Origin of the sequence: Virgibacillus doumboii, from assembly GCF_902806455.1 — a bacterium.
In the GTDB taxonomy this organism is placed as follows: domain Bacteria; phylum Bacillota; class Bacilli; order Bacillales; family Amphibacillaceae; genus Lentibacillus; species Lentibacillus doumboii.
Genome location: NZ_CADCWQ010000002.1, coordinates 107,511 through 123,282 on the forward strand (window position 1 = coordinate 107,511; position 15,772 = coordinate 123,282).

Annotated in this window: 14 protein-coding genes; 2 read left to right on the forward strand and 12 right to left on the reverse strand. The window is 37.5% G+C overall.

Features of this window, described 5'->3' with window-relative positions; genetic code table 11:
• Nucleotides 1-294: 294 nt before the first annotated feature.
• The 12 genes from G6R02_RS16785 to rpmH form a co-directional block, all read right to left on the reverse strand.
• Complete coding sequence (locus tag G6R02_RS16785; RefSeq protein WP_164670553.1) at nt 295-999, reverse strand: DUF554 domain-containing protein; 705 nt, start codon at nt 997-999, stop codon at nt 295-297.
• 23 nt (nt 1,000-1,022) lie between these two features.
• Nucleotides 1,023-2,177 carry an aminotransferase class V-fold PLP-dependent enzyme gene (locus G6R02_RS16790; RefSeq protein WP_164670554.1) on the reverse strand — a complete coding sequence of 385 codons (1,155 nt, stop codon included), beginning with the start codon at nt 2,175-2,177 and terminating at the stop codon, nt 1,023-1,025.
• 91 nt (nt 2,178-2,268) lie between these two features.
• A complete protein-coding gene (locus G6R02_RS16795) occupies nt 2,269-3,105 on the reverse strand; it encodes a ParB/RepB/Spo0J family partition protein (protein ID WP_164670555.1) in 837 nt (278 codons plus the stop codon).
• Entirely contained in the window at nt 3,086-3,859 is a 774-nt protein-coding gene (locus G6R02_RS16800; RefSeq protein ID WP_164670556.1) for a ParA family protein, read from the reverse strand. The genes G6R02_RS16795 and G6R02_RS16800 overlap by 20 nt, the downstream gene beginning before the upstream one ends.
• Before the next feature lie 227 nt (nt 3,860-4,086).
• Nucleotides 4,087-4,950 (reverse strand): nucleoid occlusion protein, encoded by an 864-nt coding sequence (gene noc / locus G6R02_RS16805; protein ID WP_164670557.1) that lies wholly within the window; start codon nt 4,948-4,950, stop codon nt 4,087-4,089.
• A gap of 194 nt (nt 4,951-5,144) precedes the next feature.
• Nucleotides 5,145-5,861, reverse strand: a complete 717-nt coding sequence (gene rsmG / locus G6R02_RS16810) for a 16S rRNA (guanine(527)-N(7))-methyltransferase RsmG (RefSeq protein ID WP_164670558.1) — start codon at nt 5,859-5,861, stop codon at nt 5,145-5,147.
• A 22-nt stretch (nt 5,862-5,883) separates the two neighbouring features.
• A complete protein-coding gene (gene mnmG / locus G6R02_RS16815) occupies nt 5,884-7,770 on the reverse strand; it encodes a tRNA uridine-5-carboxymethylaminomethyl(34) synthesis enzyme MnmG (RefSeq protein ID WP_164670559.1) in 1,887 nt (628 codons plus the stop codon).
• 153 nt (nt 7,771-7,923) lie between these two features.
• A complete protein-coding gene (gene mnmE / locus G6R02_RS16820) occupies nt 7,924-9,300 on the reverse strand; it encodes a tRNA uridine-5-carboxymethylaminomethyl(34) synthesis GTPase MnmE (RefSeq protein ID WP_164670560.1) in 1,377 nt (458 codons plus the stop codon).
• 768 nt (nt 9,301-10,068) lie between these two features.
• Nucleotides 10,069-10,683: an RNA-binding cell elongation regulator Jag/EloR gene (gene jag, locus G6R02_RS16825; protein ID WP_164670561.1), complete on the reverse strand. Its 615-nt coding sequence runs from the start codon at nt 10,681-10,683 to the stop codon at nt 10,069-10,071.
• Complete coding sequence (gene spoIIIJ / locus G6R02_RS16830) at nt 10,680-11,444, reverse strand: YidC family membrane integrase SpoIIIJ (protein ID WP_164670562.1); 765 nt, start codon at nt 11,442-11,444, stop codon at nt 10,680-10,682. The genes jag and spoIIIJ overlap by 4 nt, the downstream gene beginning before the upstream one ends.
• Nucleotides 11,445-11,580: 136 nt before the next feature.
• The gene (rnpA, locus tag G6R02_RS16835) at nt 11,581-11,922 is read right to left on the reverse strand and encodes a ribonuclease P protein component (protein WP_164670563.1); all 342 of its coding nucleotides are present in this window, start codon (nt 11,920-11,922) and stop codon (nt 11,581-11,583) included.
• Nucleotides 11,923-12,047: 125 nt separating this feature from the next.
• Nucleotides 12,048-12,182: a 50S ribosomal protein L34 gene (rpmH, locus tag G6R02_RS16840; protein WP_164670564.1), complete on the reverse strand. Its 135-nt coding sequence runs from the start codon at nt 12,180-12,182 to the stop codon at nt 12,048-12,050.
• Nucleotides 12,183-12,803: 621 nt separating this feature from the next.
• On the opposite strand from rpmH, the gene dnaA reads away from it, so the two are divergent.
• Entirely contained in the window at nt 12,804-14,153 is a 1,350-nt protein-coding gene (gene dnaA, locus G6R02_RS16845) for a chromosomal replication initiator protein DnaA (RefSeq protein WP_164670565.1), read from the forward strand.
• 184 nt (nt 14,154-14,337) lie between these two features.
• The gene (dnaN, locus tag G6R02_RS16850; protein ID WP_164670566.1) at nt 14,338-15,474 is read left to right on the forward strand and encodes a DNA polymerase III subunit beta; all 1,137 of its coding nucleotides are present in this window, start codon (nt 14,338-14,340) and stop codon (nt 15,472-15,474) included.
• The last annotated feature ends 298 nt before the right edge of the window (nt 15,475-15,772 follow it).

Genomic DNA, 15,772 nt, shown 5'->3' on the forward strand with positions numbered 1-15,772 from the left:
ACATTGTTCATTTCTTATGCTAGACGTTTTTGGTATGTCCCAGCCTTTTTGTCATAACGGCTCTTTTCGTAAATTTTGTTGCTTTTTAATTCCAGCGGCGGACTAACACTCATATAAAATTTAACTTGCAGTTTATATCATTTTTATCAAAAACAACAATCTATACGAAAACAGCGTACTAAAAAGAAACAATCCCTTATAAAATTTGGGACACTTCTTTTCAGGGCCTCCCCTGCTAGTGGTACGATCTGATAGTAATTTTATATTGAATCTGATACATAGTCAGCGAATTCTTTAAAATTGTAAATAGATGTAATAGACAATGCCAACTGTCAGAATTGAAGGCAATAAATTACCAACCCGTATTTGTATTAATTTTAATAGATTTAAACCGATTGCTACAATAAGCAGTCCACCTACTGCTGTCAATTCTGTAATCAATCCGTTTAAAAAGGTTTCCGGCAGCCACTTTTCAATTTGGGTTGCCAATAAAGCTATCGAGCCCTGATAAAGAATTACTGGAATAACAGAAAATATGACACCGAATCCTAACGTAGTAGTTAAAACCAGTGCAACAAAACCGTCAATAACTCCTTTTGTAATAAGAACCTCATGGTCACCCCGAAGCCCGCTGTCCAAAGCACCAATTACGGATAATGCTCCAATCACAAAAATTAATGAGGCTGTTATAAATCCCTGTGCAACACTAATATTGTCATTCGTTGTCGCAAATCGCCTTCCAATCCAATTTCCGAGTCGATTCAACCATTCTTCCAATTGAATGAATTCTCCTATTAAAGCACCTGTCAGTAAACTTAATAGAACAACAATAATAGATTCAGTTGAAAAGGCCATTTGCATTCCTATTAAAATAACAGCAAGTCCGATTCCGTGCATAACGGTTTCTTTATATTTTTCCGGTATTTTTGTAAAAAACAAACCTATTAAACTGCCAGCAATGATACACGCTCCGTTAACCAGTGTTCCGTATAACGCCATAGCTACATCTCCATCTGTCTGTATTAAATCATGTTATATGATTCCACTATCTCCTTTATTGCCTGAACGAAACTATCAATTTCTTTTTCTGTATTATACATGCTAAGGCTCGCTCTGACTACACCCTGTTCGATTGTGTACATTGTTTCATGTGTAAGCGGACTGCAATGTATACCAGAACGAACTGCTATCTGATAATGGGAATCAAGAATCATTGCAATTTCCTGTGAAGGTATTTCAAGTACATTAAAAGCAACAATGGGCATCCGGTCAACACATTCATCAGGTCCATAACAAGTAACACCATTTATATTTTTCAGTTCTTTTAATAGTTTTTTTGTTAAAATTGTTTCACGTGGAACATTCTCATTTTCTCTTGTCTCATATACTGATAGAGCAGCATTTAACCCAGCTATTCCAGGTGTATTTAATGTTCCGCTTTCCAGTTTCTCAGGCCATTGTGATGGCTGGGAAGGATTTTCAGAAAAAGTACCTGTCCCTCCATGCTGTATTGGTGAAAGATCAATAGCTCCTTCAACCAGTAACATTCCAGTGCCCTGTGGACCTAATAATCCTTTGTGTCCCGGAAATGCCATCATATCAATTCCAAGCTCTTTCATATTGATTGGTATATGCCCGGCCGTTTGTGAAGCATCTACGAGAACAAGGACATTATTTTGCTTTGCAATAGCACTAACCTCTTTAACAGGTATAAGTGAACCGGTGACATTTGAAGCGTGTGTCATGGCAATTAATCTTGTGCTTGGTTTAATAGATTTTTCAACACCATCCAAAAACTCCTCATTTTTGTCTTTCCATTCAATGTATGAAACATCTACATTATACGTATTCTTTATATTTTCAAGTGGTCTTCGGATGGAATTATGTTCAAATGATGTAGAAATAATATGATCGCCTTCATTCCAATTCATTCCTTTAATTGCCTGATTTAAAGCAGCCGTTGCATTATTAAAGAATACAGCTTTTCTTGGATTACTGCATCCAAATATACGTGCAGCCCTCTCTCTTGTCTCCCGAATAATCAATTCAGCTTGTCTTGCCAGCAGGTGGCTGCCCCTGCCTGGATTTGCACCTACTTCGTTAAGTGCATATATCATTGCCTCCCCTACTTCAGGGGGTTTTGGAAATGAAGATGCGGCCTGATCAAAATATATCATGAATTTACCACTCCATTTCAGAATGTAGAATGAGAATAAAAAAAGACTGACGCTGGAAATTCAATCAAACTAGTCAGTCTTGTACTATTTATTACTTGTCAATTGTTTCCAAAATACGCTGTAAATCATCATTTGAGTAAAACTCAATTTCAATTTTTCCTTTTCGCTTACCCTGGTTTATCGTAACTGCTGTGCCAAGACGGTCGCGTAATATCGACTCTCTTTCTTGCAGGAAAATATCCTTCTTCGGCTTTTCTTTTTTCTTAATTGCTTTATCATTCATCTTAACGATCAACTGTTCAACCTGTCGTACATTTAATTTTTCTTTTCGAATTTTGTTCACTAAGGGCAGTACTTTTTCTTTATCTTTTACACCTAGTAAGGCACGTCCATGCCCCATGGAAAGTTCACCGTTATTTATATTAGCGACAACCTGCTCCGGTAAGGAAAGTAAGCGAACAATATTAGCAATATGCGATCTGCTCTTTCCCAGTCGTTTGGACAATTCATCTTGAGTTATTCCCAATTCATTCATTAAATTGGAATATGCATGTGCCTCTTCAATCGGTGTCAGATCCTCACGCTGCAGATTCTCCAGCAAAGCAACTTCCATCATTTTTTCATCAGTTAATTCTTTAACAATGGCAGGAATGCTTTCCAGTGCAGCTTCTTTTGCGGCGCGGAAACGACGTTCTCCAACTACGATTTCATACCCTTTGATGCTCTTACGGACAATTAACGGCTGAATGATACCATATTCCAGTATGGAATCCTTCAATTCTTCTATAGCGTCTGCATGAAACGTTTTTCTTGGTTGATAGGGATTCGGCCGACATTCATTAACAGGTATCTCCTGTATAGTATCATCATCTTTCTCTTCTATATCCGGAAAAAAAGCATTAATACCTTTACCTAACCCTCTCGCCATTACTAATCACTTCCTTCGCTAATTCGAGATATACCTCGGCCCCTCTTGACTTGGGATCATACGTAATAATTGGTTCTCCATGGCTGGGAGCTTCACCTAAGCGCACATTTCTGGGAATGACTGAATTATATACTTTATCCTGGAAATATTTTTTCACTTCTTCAATTACTTGAATACCAAGGTTCGTACGAGCATCAAGCATTGTAAGTAAAACTCCTTCAATCATTAGTTGTTTGTTCAGGTGTTTTTGTACCAGACGAATGGTATTCAACAACTGGCTTAATCCTTCCAATGCATAGTATTCGCATTGTACCGGTATTAAGACAGTATCCGCGGAAGTTAGTGCATTGATTGTAAGTAATCCTAATGAAGGTGGACAATCGATAATGATATAATCATACGCTTCTTTAAGATTTTCCAATGCTTTCTTCAAACGTATTTCACGTGAAATAGTAGGAACTAATTCAATTTCAGCTCCGGAAAGTTGAATTGTGGCAGGTATTATGTCTAAATTTTTAACCTGTGTAGGTACACAAACCTTTTCTGCAGGCAAGTCCTCTACTAAAACATTATAAATACATTGATCCATATCGGCTTTATTAATGCCAACTCCACTGGTAGCATTACCCTGGGGATCAATATCCACTACTAGAACTTTATTTTGCAAATGTGCAAGGCCTGCACTTAAGTTTACCGCTGATGTTGTTTTTCCTACGCCACCCTTTTGATTTGCAATGGCAATTATTTTTCCCATGCTGTCACCTACCTAAACTCTATACTTATTATTCTATCATTTTTTTAAACAAAAGACTTATTAAAAATACCTTTTGTAAGAAAAATTTAATTTTATATTTATTATTTTCGTTGAAAGACCTTGCAGCAACCAGACCGAATTAAAAACCACTCACCTTATTCCTCAAAGATGAATGGTTATTATTTTGCATTGTTATTAATTATATGATTTTAGGATAAAAGCATTGTTTACTTCTTTTTAGGAATTTTTATAGTAATTTGGTAATAATCTTCCTGGTCTTCTTCGTCTGTTTCAACGTCAATTCCTGTGTCGGATACCATATTCAATGATTGGCGAATCGTATTCATAGCGATTCTTATATCTTTATTGACACCTTTTAACTTAGGGCGTTTTTTCTTAGCCGGTTTTTCATTTGGCTTATCCAATTTAGCGATATATTCTTCCGTCTGTTTTACATTAAAATGGTTATCAAGTATTGCCTGCAATACTACTATTTGTGTTTCCGGCTCATTAAGTTTTGTCAGTGCCCGCGCATGGCGTTCCGTAATTGATTTATCAAGGATTGCCTGTTGCACTTCTTTTGGCAGCTTTAACAACCGCAACTTGTTAGCGATGGTTGATTGGTTTTTTCCAAGCCTTTGTGCTAACGCTTCCTGGGTTAATGAATGCAACTCCAACAAACTTGAATATGCATTTGCTTCCTCGATCACTGTTAATTCTTCACGTTGAAGGTTTTCTATCAATGCAACTGATGCCGTTTCAGCATCATTCATTCCTCGAATGATTACGGGGATGTTTTCCCAGTCCAATAACTGAACAGCACGCCACCTTCGTTCACCTGCAATAATTTCATAGTTTGCTTCGTCATCAAGCTTCCTTACTACTATCGGCTGAATCATTCCATGCGTATGTATTGTTTGAGCAAGCTCTTTGATTTTCTCTTCATTAAATATAGTTCTTGGCTGGAATCTATTAGGCTCAACTCTATTAACTGGAAGTTGTACTACTTCATTTGGATCAAAAGATTCTGATTCTGATTTTGAATCTGCTTTTTCCCCCGTACCAAAAATACGATTAAAAGCACTTACCATTACTACACCACCTTTTATATAAAGTGTATCAGCCATAACAAATTAAAAATGTTTCACGTGGAACATTTTTAAAACTAAACTATTAATCAATTAAATAGAGCAGCAAAGCACCCTGAATTCTCTTCTAGTCTATTTTATCATATATATACTTGAAAAAGAATTAATAGCAAGGATATTTATATGAAAATCACGTCTTAACTTAGTGGAGCTTTATTTGGAATACCAGGCTTTCGTGGATACTTTTTTGGTGTTTTCCGTTTCTTATCAAAAATGAAAATAGTCCGTTCACTTTCTTCTACCGGTAAATTAAATGTATGTACTTGATTTATTTCCCCACCAAGTAATTCTATAGCAGATTTAGCATCGGCTATTTCTTCATCCAGTTGACTGCCCTTCATTGCTATGAATGTTCCATTTTTATTGGTTAATGGTAAACAAAGCTCACTTAAAACAGACATGCGGGCAACTGCTCTTGCCGTAACAACATCAAACACTTCCCTGAATTTACTGTTTTTACCAAAATTCTCTGCCCGGTCATGATAAAAAGCAACGTTTGTTAAATCAAGTTGTGCTGCCAGCTGGTTTAGGAAATTAATCCGCTTACGCAGTGAATCAACTATCGTAACTTTGAGGTCCGGGAAACATATTTTGAGTGGGATGCTGGGGAAACCTGCCCCGGCACCCACATCACAAATATGCAGATCCCTGTTGAAATCATAGTAGAAAGCTGCAGAAATTGAATCATAAAAATGTTTCAAATATACATCCTTTTGATCCGTTAATGCAGTGAGATTTATTTTTTCATTCCATTCAACCAGGGTTTTATAATACATATCAAATTGTTCCATCTGTCTATCATTCAGGTCAATACCCTTTTCCCGTAATGCCGCTGCGAACTGTTCCGGGTTCATATATACAGCACCTCACACTCGATTAATTGGCAACACGTGCAATTTTTCCTTGTTCAATATATACAAGTAAAATGGAAACGTCAGCCGGATTAACGCCACCAATCCGTGACGCTTGCCCAACCGAAAGTGGACGTACTTTTTTCAGTTTTTCTTTGGCTTCTGATGCTATTCCGCTAATGTCATCATAGTCAATGTTATCCGGAATTTTTTTGTCTTCCATTTTCAGCATTTTTTCTACTTGCTCATTTGCTTTCTTAATATAACCCTCATACTTGATTTGTATTTCAACCTGCTCCCGTACGAGAGTTGGCAGTGTGTTATTTGGTTCAATTACTTTTTCAAGCATATCGTAAGAAATTTCCGGACGTTTTAACAGATCATACGCTCGTACCGCTTCTTTTAATGGTGTTGCTCCTGCTTCGTCCATCATTTTTTTAACATGCTCTTCCGGTTTGATGATGATTTTATACAAACGTTTCTTTTCTTCTTTAACCATTCGATTCTTTTCGACATATTTATTGTGGCGTTCTTCCTTAATCAGACCAAGATTATAACCAATTTCAGTCAAACGCAAATCTGCATTATCATGTCGAAGCAACAGACGATATTCTGCGCGAGATGTCAAAAGACGATATGGTTCTTTTGTTCCTTTGGTTACCAGATCATCAATCAACACACCAATATATGCCTGTGAGCGATCAAGGATTACTGGTTCTTTTTCAAGTACTTTTGCTGCTGCGTTGATACCTGCCATAATTCCCTGTGCTGCGGCTTCTTCATAACCGGATGTTCCATTAATTTGACCAGCAGTAAATAGACCAGGGATCTTTTTTAATTCAAGTGTCGGCCACAGCTGTGTTGGAATAACTGCATCATATTCAATCGCATAGCCGGCACGCATAATTTCAGCATTCTCCAGTCCTGGTACCGTTTTAACCATGTCATGCTGAATGTACTCAGGCAATGATGTAGACAGCCCTTGTACATAGACCTCTTCCGTATCCCGTCCTTCCGGCTCAAGAAAGATCTGATGACGCGGCTTATCGTTAAAACGCACAATTTTATCTTCAATTGACGGACAATAGCGCGGTCCTGTACCCCGTTTCATTCCGGAGTACATTGCTGATAAAGTAAGATTGTCGTTAATTAATTCATGCGTAAATTCATTTGTATATGTTAACCAGCATGGGATTTGGTCAGTAATATATTCCGTTGTTTCATATGAAAATGCTTGTGGTTTTTCATCCCCAGGCTGAATTTCTGTTTTCGAATAGTCAATCGTATGGCTATTCACACGTGGCGGTGTACCTGTTTTAAATCGGGTAAGCTCAATACCAAGATCCTCCAGATGTTCGGAAAGCTTTACTGATACCCGCTGGTTGTTTGGACCACTTTCATATTCGAGGTCGCCCATTAAAACTTTCCCGCGCATAAATGTTCCAGTTGTAACAATCACCGTCTCAGCATGGTAAGCAGCCTTTGTTTCGGTAATAACCCCTTTACAAACGCCATCTTCCATAATAAGTTCATTTACCATACCTTGTCTTAAGGTAAGGTTTTCTTCGTTCTCAATAACATTTTTCATTTCTTTTATATATAAAGGTTTATCCGCTTGTGCACGTAATGCTTGCACTGCCGGCCCTTTTCTTGTGTTCAGCATGCGCATTTGGATGTGTGTTTTATCGATGACTTTTGCCATTACACCGCCAAGAGCATCTACTTCCCTGACAACGATCCCTTTAGCAGGTCCGCCCAATGATGGGTTACACGGCATAAAGGCAATCATATCCAAATTAAGTGTCAGCATTAACGTTTTCGCACCCATTCGTGCTGCGGCAACACCGGCTTCAACACCAGCATGCCCGGCACCAACTACGATAACATCATAATGCCCTGCATCATATACCATATTTTTTCATCCCTTTCTATTAAGAAAATCTCGGCATTCGCCTCGTCTTTTCAGAGGTCAGAAGCCGGAAGTAAGATTGGTAGAGATCGGTGAAAAGAACCGATCTCTTTAGCAATATTTCTCACTAATAAGCAGTACCTTTTTTTAAAAAAACTATTTTCCTAAACAAAATTGTGAGAATAACTGATCAATCAGACTGTCACTGGCAGTATCCCCGATTATTTCTCCCAAAAATTCCCACGTACGTGTTACATCTATTTGAACGATATCAAGCGGCATTTCCATTTCCAGGCTCGACATCGCGTCTTCCAGTGCCTGTTTTGCCTGTTTCAGCAGCTGGATGTGTCTGACATTGGAAACATACGTTAAATCCCTGGCATCAATTTCCCCTGCAAAGAACGTTTTTGCAATTGCAGATTCAAGTTGGTCGATACCTTTTTCTTTTATTAAAGAAGTTGAAATGACTGGCTTCCCTTCAGCGAGTTCAGCAACTTTTTCCAAATCAAGCTTTTGTTCCAGATCCGTTTTATTGACGATTACAATATAATCAAGCCCCTGAATCGCTTCAAATAAAGCTTTATCCTCATCAGTCAATGCTTCATTATTATTTAAAATAAATAAAATAAGGTCCGATTCGGCTAACACTTTTCTGGACCGGTCCACACCGATTTTTTCAACAATATCTTCCGTTTCACGAATACCTGCTGTGTCGGAAAGTCTTAACGGAACCCCCCGTACATTTACATATTCCTCAATAACATCACGTGTCGTTCCAGGGATTTCCGTGACAATTGCTTTATTTTCCTGAACTAATGCATTCATTAAAGAAGACTTCCCAACATTTGGTCGACCTATAATTGCTGTAGCTAACCCTTCACGCAGAATTTTCCCTTGTTTAGCCACCTCAAGCAATTTTTCAATCTCTTTATGGACTTCTTTTGTCTTACTCCGCATCATTCCATGCGACATTTCTTCCACATCATCGTATTCAGGATAGTCGATATTTACTTCAACATGTGCAACAGTCTCCAGAAGTTCCTGTCTAAGGGTGCCAATCAATGAAGATAATCTTCCGTCCATTTGTTTTAACGCAACCGACATTGCTTTATCTGTTTTCGCCCGAATCAAATCCATTACTGCTTCAGCCTGTGACAGGTCAATACGGCCATGCAAAAAAGCACGTTTTGTAAATTCGCCGGGTTCAGCAATCCGAACGCCTTTTGCAAGAATTATTTCAAGTACGCGGTTTACTGCAACCATCCCACCATGACAATTGATTTCCACAATATCCTCACGGGTAAAAGTCTTCGGTGCACGCATGATTGTGACCATCACTTCTTCAGCAACCTCTTTTGTATCGGGATCTATAATTTTTCCGTAATGAATTGTGTGGGATTCTGCTTCAAGTAAATTTTTCCCCTGAAATAATTCTGCTGTTACCGGAATTGCTTCTTCCCCACTCAGTCGTACAATTGAAATAGCTCCTTCACCGATTGGCGTTGATATCGCTGTAATTGTATCTGTTTCCAATCATCTCACCTCCATCTTTTGGCAAATTTAATATATATAAACAACTCATTAATTTTTATTGTCACTAACTTAATAGAATACCACAATTATATTTAAAAATAAACTTATCCACAATTGAAATTTTTAGCATTAAAAAAATCATTTATCCACATGTGAATAATGTTTTACACGAAAAATAATTCACAGTGGATGAATTTACTTTCGACTCCGCATCTGAAATATACTCGCTTTCCTAAGGTCTTGTGCCGAGTACTCCTCAGATCGTACCTCGCCCACGGAGTCTTGCCTAGATTGTTCTTCCACAGGACAAGGTAGGCTACGACAGCGATATATCGCACGAAGAAAAAGTGCTTTTCTTTTTCGAGGAGTCTTGCATATTCCAGCTGCTGGTTTACAGGTTAAATCTTTTCCGTTACTAAAAAAATATTGATTCACCAAGATAGAGTGAACAAAATCCAGCGGAGGAAATACGCTGAGACTCCTGTGGGAGCAAAGGCCTAGATGAGACTCCGCAGCGACGAAGGAGCAAGGAGGCTCATCAGCCGCCCACGGCTAAGAAGACACTGCGAAAACGCACTTTTTGAGCAGATGTCGCCTTGGTACCCGGAGGTGTGAAAGCGAAGTGTATTTCCGCAGCGGTTTTGCAGCACTCAACTCTATTCAAAGTAGTTCGCAGTTTAAATCTTATATGTCGATAATATTAATCCATCATTATATTAATCAATAAAGAACAAAAAAATACCCCCAGGTGACTGGAGGCATTGATTTTTATGGTTTTATTACAATATGTCGATGTGGCTCTACACCATCTGAATAAGTAGTGACATTGTCGTTGTTCTGCAAGGCGCTGTGAATAATCTTTCTTTCAAAGGCCGGCATAGGTTCCAGTGCCACTTTCTTATTCAGGCGTGTAGCTTTATCTGCCATTTTTCCAGCGAGTGACTCAAGTGTTTCTTTTCTGCGACCTCGATACCCCTCAGCATCTACTGTGACGGTATAGTATTCTTTATTATCTTTGTTAACTACAAGATGTACAAGATACTGGATCGCATTAAGTGTTTGACCGCGTTTTCCAATTAGTAAAGCAATTTTCTCTCCGGATAATTCAAATGTTACATGGTTCTCTTCGACCGAAGTTGCTATTTCAGTCAATACATTCATATTATTCGTAACATCCTGCAAGAACTTCTCTGCCTGTTCGATTTGATTCCTGGAAATCTTCACTTTTACTATTGCCCGTTTTGAACCAAAAACTCCCAAAAGTCCTTTTTTACCTTCGTCAATCACTTCAACTTCAACATGGTCCCTGGTTGTATTTAACTGCTCTAATGCTGATTGGACCGCTTCTTCAACAGTTTCTCCGCTAGCAGTTATTTCTCTCACTTTTTGTCTCCTCCATTATTAGCATCTTTCATCATTGGTTTTCGAATGAAGATTGTTTGTGCCACCATAAATACGTTACCTACAACCCAGTATAACGCTAATGCTGACGGAAAGAAAAATGCGAAAACAGTAATCATGATCGGCATTACATACAGCATCACCATCATTTGTGGATTCTGTGCGGCAGGACTGCCTGCCATCATAAGCTTTTGCTGCAGGAATGTTGCTCCCCCGGCTATTAAAGGTAAAATATAGTCCGGTTCACCTAACTGGAACCATAGAAAACTATGTTCCTGTATCGGATCAAACCGCATAATTGCATGATAAATTGCAATTAATATCGGCATTTGTACAAAAATCGGCAAACAACCGGCAAGTGGATTTACCCCGTGTTTCTGAAATAATGCCATTGTTTCCTGCTGTAATTTTTGCTGTGTATTGGCATCTTTTGAACTGTATTTCTTTTGAATTTCCTTTAGTTCCGGCTGAATGTCCTGCATTGCTTTGGAACTTTTTAATTGTTTAACATTCAAAGGCAACAAGATTAAACGTACAATAATGGTTACAATAATAATTGACAAACCGTAATTACCATTAAATAACTCAGCAAAATATGTGATCACCTGTGCCAATGGCCATACAAACCATTCTGCCCAGATGCCTTCAGTATCCGCATTGATTGGATCGTTTACGTTCATACAACCGGAAAGAACTGCAAGTAACCCCACCAGGACTACAAGCAATAAAACCTTTTTACGCAATTTATTTCCTCCTTACTAATCGAAAAGCGCAAGTACTTGTCCAAGTACCAAAACTAAACATTTCCTATTATAGCCATTCTAGTTGTTATTTTATCTTAAATGATTATAAGAATCTATATAAATTCATAATTGAGTCCTATTTTTTTACCAGACGCTCTCTGGATAACAAATGGATAAGACTTTTTTTAACATCATGATAATTCATTTTTTTAGTTGGTTGACGAGCTATGATAACAATATCATGCGAATACTTTATTTTACCTTCCAGCTCATGGAAGGCTTGCCTCAAGTATCTCTTAATGCGATTCCTGGTAACAGCATTACCAATTTTTTTTCCTACTGAAAGGCCAATACGAAAATGATCCTGGTCTGACTTAGCTATGTAATAAATAACCAGCTGCCGATTTGCAAAAGACTTCCCATGTTTAAATACATGCTGAAACGCTTCATTATCTTTTATACGAAATCCTTTTTTCATTAATATCACCTTATTAGCCAAGATCTAGACCAGCCAGGAAAAAATTTTAAAGCTTAATAAGCAGCAGCTCTTTTTACAAGAACCGCTGCTTTTAGAAAAAAAACCACTGAGAAATTTTCAGTGGCCTATGCAGATAATACTTTTCTACCTTTACGACGGCGACGAGCCAAAACTTTACGTCCATTTTTGGTACTCATACGTGAACGAAATCCGTGTACTTTTTTATGCTTACGAGTATTTGGTTGATACGTACGTTTCATTTATCTTGCACCTCCCTGAGGAATTAAAAATCAAAATTAACATTATCTAAAAGACAGTCTAAATTATTATAAGAAAAACATACGTTATCTGTCAACTTAACATCGACTTTTTTTATCCACAAATTCATGTTCATCTTTTTTCTGTTATATTTTTATATCCACAGCAAATATCGACAGGATAATCACAAAATATGGTGGTGTGGATAATTTTTGTCTACAAGTGATGGACTTTGTGGATAAGTGTCGAAAAAGCGTTGCATCATTAGTTTTTTTTTGGTATTATATCTGTGTTTTAACATGTGTAAATTGATCTGCAGAAATCTTCTTTTCCACACCTTGTGGATAAACTGTGGACAGTTGTTCACACCTCTGTTTATTGATTTATTAACAATAATGTGGATAATGTAAATAACATAATCAACGCATTATGATGCCAATATTTAAAAATCCACATACAAATACCTTATATTTTCTTACATTTGATTTAAAAATAGTTTTATATTATTAAAATGTATAAATTATTTAATTCACTGACAAAACACCTTTCCATCTTTCGTTAACACATGATCCAGGAAGATTGAGAGAGGTTTTTTCTATCATTATTGAAAGGGGTGAAGCCGTTTGGAAAACATCGATGAATTATGGAAAGCAACATTAGAGAAAATCGAAGAAAAAATAAGTAAACCCAGCTTTGATACATGGCTGAAAAATACGAAGGCTAAATCATTAATAGATGATAGATTGGTTGTTACGGCACCAAATGCATTTGCTCGGGACTGGTTAGAGGGCAGGTACACGAATCTGATAAATGAAATTTTAGAAGATATTACCGGTGCAAAGCTATCAACTGAATTTATCATTCCCGAATCCCAGGAAAATATCGATGACATAAACCCGGCACCTAAAAAAATCTCAACCATGAACAAAGGTGGTACAGACTCACCAAAAACCATGCTGAATTCAAAGTATACATTCGATACCTTTGTGATTGGATCAGGGAACCGGTTTGCTCATGCAGCTTCACTTGCTGTTGCTGAAGCACCCGCAAAAGCATATAATCCACTGTTTATCTATGGTGGTGTTGGACTTGGTAAAACACACTTAATGCATGCAATTGGACATTATGTACAGGAGCACAATCCTGAAGCAAATGTGGTTTATTTATCATCTGAAAAATTCACCAATGAGTTCATTAACGCAATTATGGATAACAAAGCAACAAACTTCCGGAACAAATATCGAAATGTAGATATTTTATTAATCGATGATATTCAATTCCTGGCTGGTAAAGAACAAACGCAGGAAGAATTTTTCCATACATTTAATACATTACATGAGGAAAATAAACAAATTATTATTTCCAGTGACCGGCCGCCAAAGGAAATTCCTACACTGGAAGATCGTTTGCGTTCACGATTTGAATGGGGATTAATAACAGACATTACTCCACCGGATCTTGAAACACGAACAGCTATATTATCAAAAAAGGCAAAAGCAGAAGGCCTTGATATTCCAAATGAAGTGATGCTCTATATTGCAAATCAAATAGATACAAACATCCGTGAGCTTGAAGGTGCGCTTATTCGTGTTGTCGCGTATTCTTCTCTGGTAAATCAGGATATTGACGCTGCACTTGCAGCTGATGCACTGAAAGATATTATTCCAAGCAATAAACCGCGGACGATAACCATTCACGGGATACAGGAAGCTGTTGGGGAAAAGTACAATGTTAAGCTGGAAGACTTCATGGCTAAAAAGCGCACAAAGTCAATCGCATTTCCAAGACAGATTGCAATGTATCTATCGAGAGAACTCACTGATTTTTCATTGCCGAAAATAGGTGAAGAGTTTGGCGGCCGCGATCACACAACTGTTATCCATGCACACGAAAAAATTGCAAAAATCATGGAAAACGACACATTACTTCACAAAGAAATTGAAGAACTAAAAGAAAAATTAAAATCGTTTTAAGTTATATACATGTGAATAATGTTAATAGAAGTACCGCACTTATAAACATTCTTTCCACATGTGGATAACCTTTATGTTCAATAAGTTTTTTGACTTATCCACATAATCACAGGCCTTATTACTGTTACTATTATATTTTTATAAAAAAGATATAAATATATAACCAAAAAGGAGAATAAATTCAATGAAATTTATTATTCAGCGTGACCAGCTTATTTCCAGTGTTCAAAATGTAATGAAAGCAATCTCATCGAGAACAGCTATTCCAATCCTGACAGGTATGAAAATCGAAGCAAAAACAACCGGAATCACATTAACAGGAAGTGATTCTGATATTTCAATAGAGTCCTTTATTCCAACTGAAGAAGATGGGATAGTAAACGTCGAACAAATTGAAGAAGGCAGTATTGTACTGCAGGCACGTTATTTTCCTGACATTGTCCGGAAATTGCCGGAAAAGACAGTTGAAATTGAAGCAGATTCTGATCTGAAGGTTACAATTCGCTCAGGAAAAGCAGAATTTAATTTAAATGGCCAGGATGCTGAAGAATATCCACAACTTCCAAAACTGCAATCGGAAAATAGCTTTGAACTTCCGACAGACTTGTTAAAAAGTTTAATTAAACAAACCGTTTTTGCTGTATCAACAATGGAAACACGCCCTATTCTGACTGGTGTAAATGTAAAATTGCAAAACGATACATTAAATTTCACTGCAACAGACAGCCACCGACTTGCATCACGTGAAATTCCTGTAAAGGAAACGAATAGTGATTTCTCCAACATTGTTGTGCCAGGGAAAAGTTTAAATGAACTCTATAAAATTCTTGATGATTCCGAAAATAATATCGAAATCAGTGTAACGAATAATCAAATACTGTTTCGAACTGAGCATTTAAATTTCCTATCCAGACTGTTGGATGGAAACTATCCGGAAACCTCCCGATTGATTCCGGAGCAAAGCAAAACAGTTCTTCATGTGAAGACAAAAGAGTTAATCAACACAATCGATCGTGCTTCCCTGCTTGCTAAGGAAGAACGTAATAACGTAGTAAAACTGACTACAAAAGATGAAAAACTGCTGGAGATAACTAGTAATTCACCGGAAGTAGGACGAGTTGCCGAGGAAATTTCTGTTCAGTCTATTACTGGGGAAGAGTTGAAAATTTCCTTCAGCTCAAAATATATGCTCGATGCATTAAAAGCGATTGAAGATGACGAAGTGAAAATTGAATTTACCGGATCCATGCGCCCATTTATTATTAAACCGTCCAATAATGACCCGATTTTACAATTAATTTTGCCAGTTAGAACGTATTAATTAGTTAAAAAAGGTTCTTAGAACCCGCAGTTGCCATACATTTCGTGCTTGCTAAATGTATGGCAACTGTTTTTTAAAAACCTCAAAATGATATAAACTGCGAACTACTTTGAATAAAGCTGTGTGAAACAACATCGCTCCGGAAATACACTTCGCTTTCCGAAGGCGGCTGCTGAGCCCACTCCGTGCTTACGCACTCCATGGTCTCACCGATGCCTTTCCTCCCCCAGGAGTCTCAGCGTATTTCCTCCGCTGGTATTTGCTTTTAATAAATACAAAAATATATCAAGATTTTTAA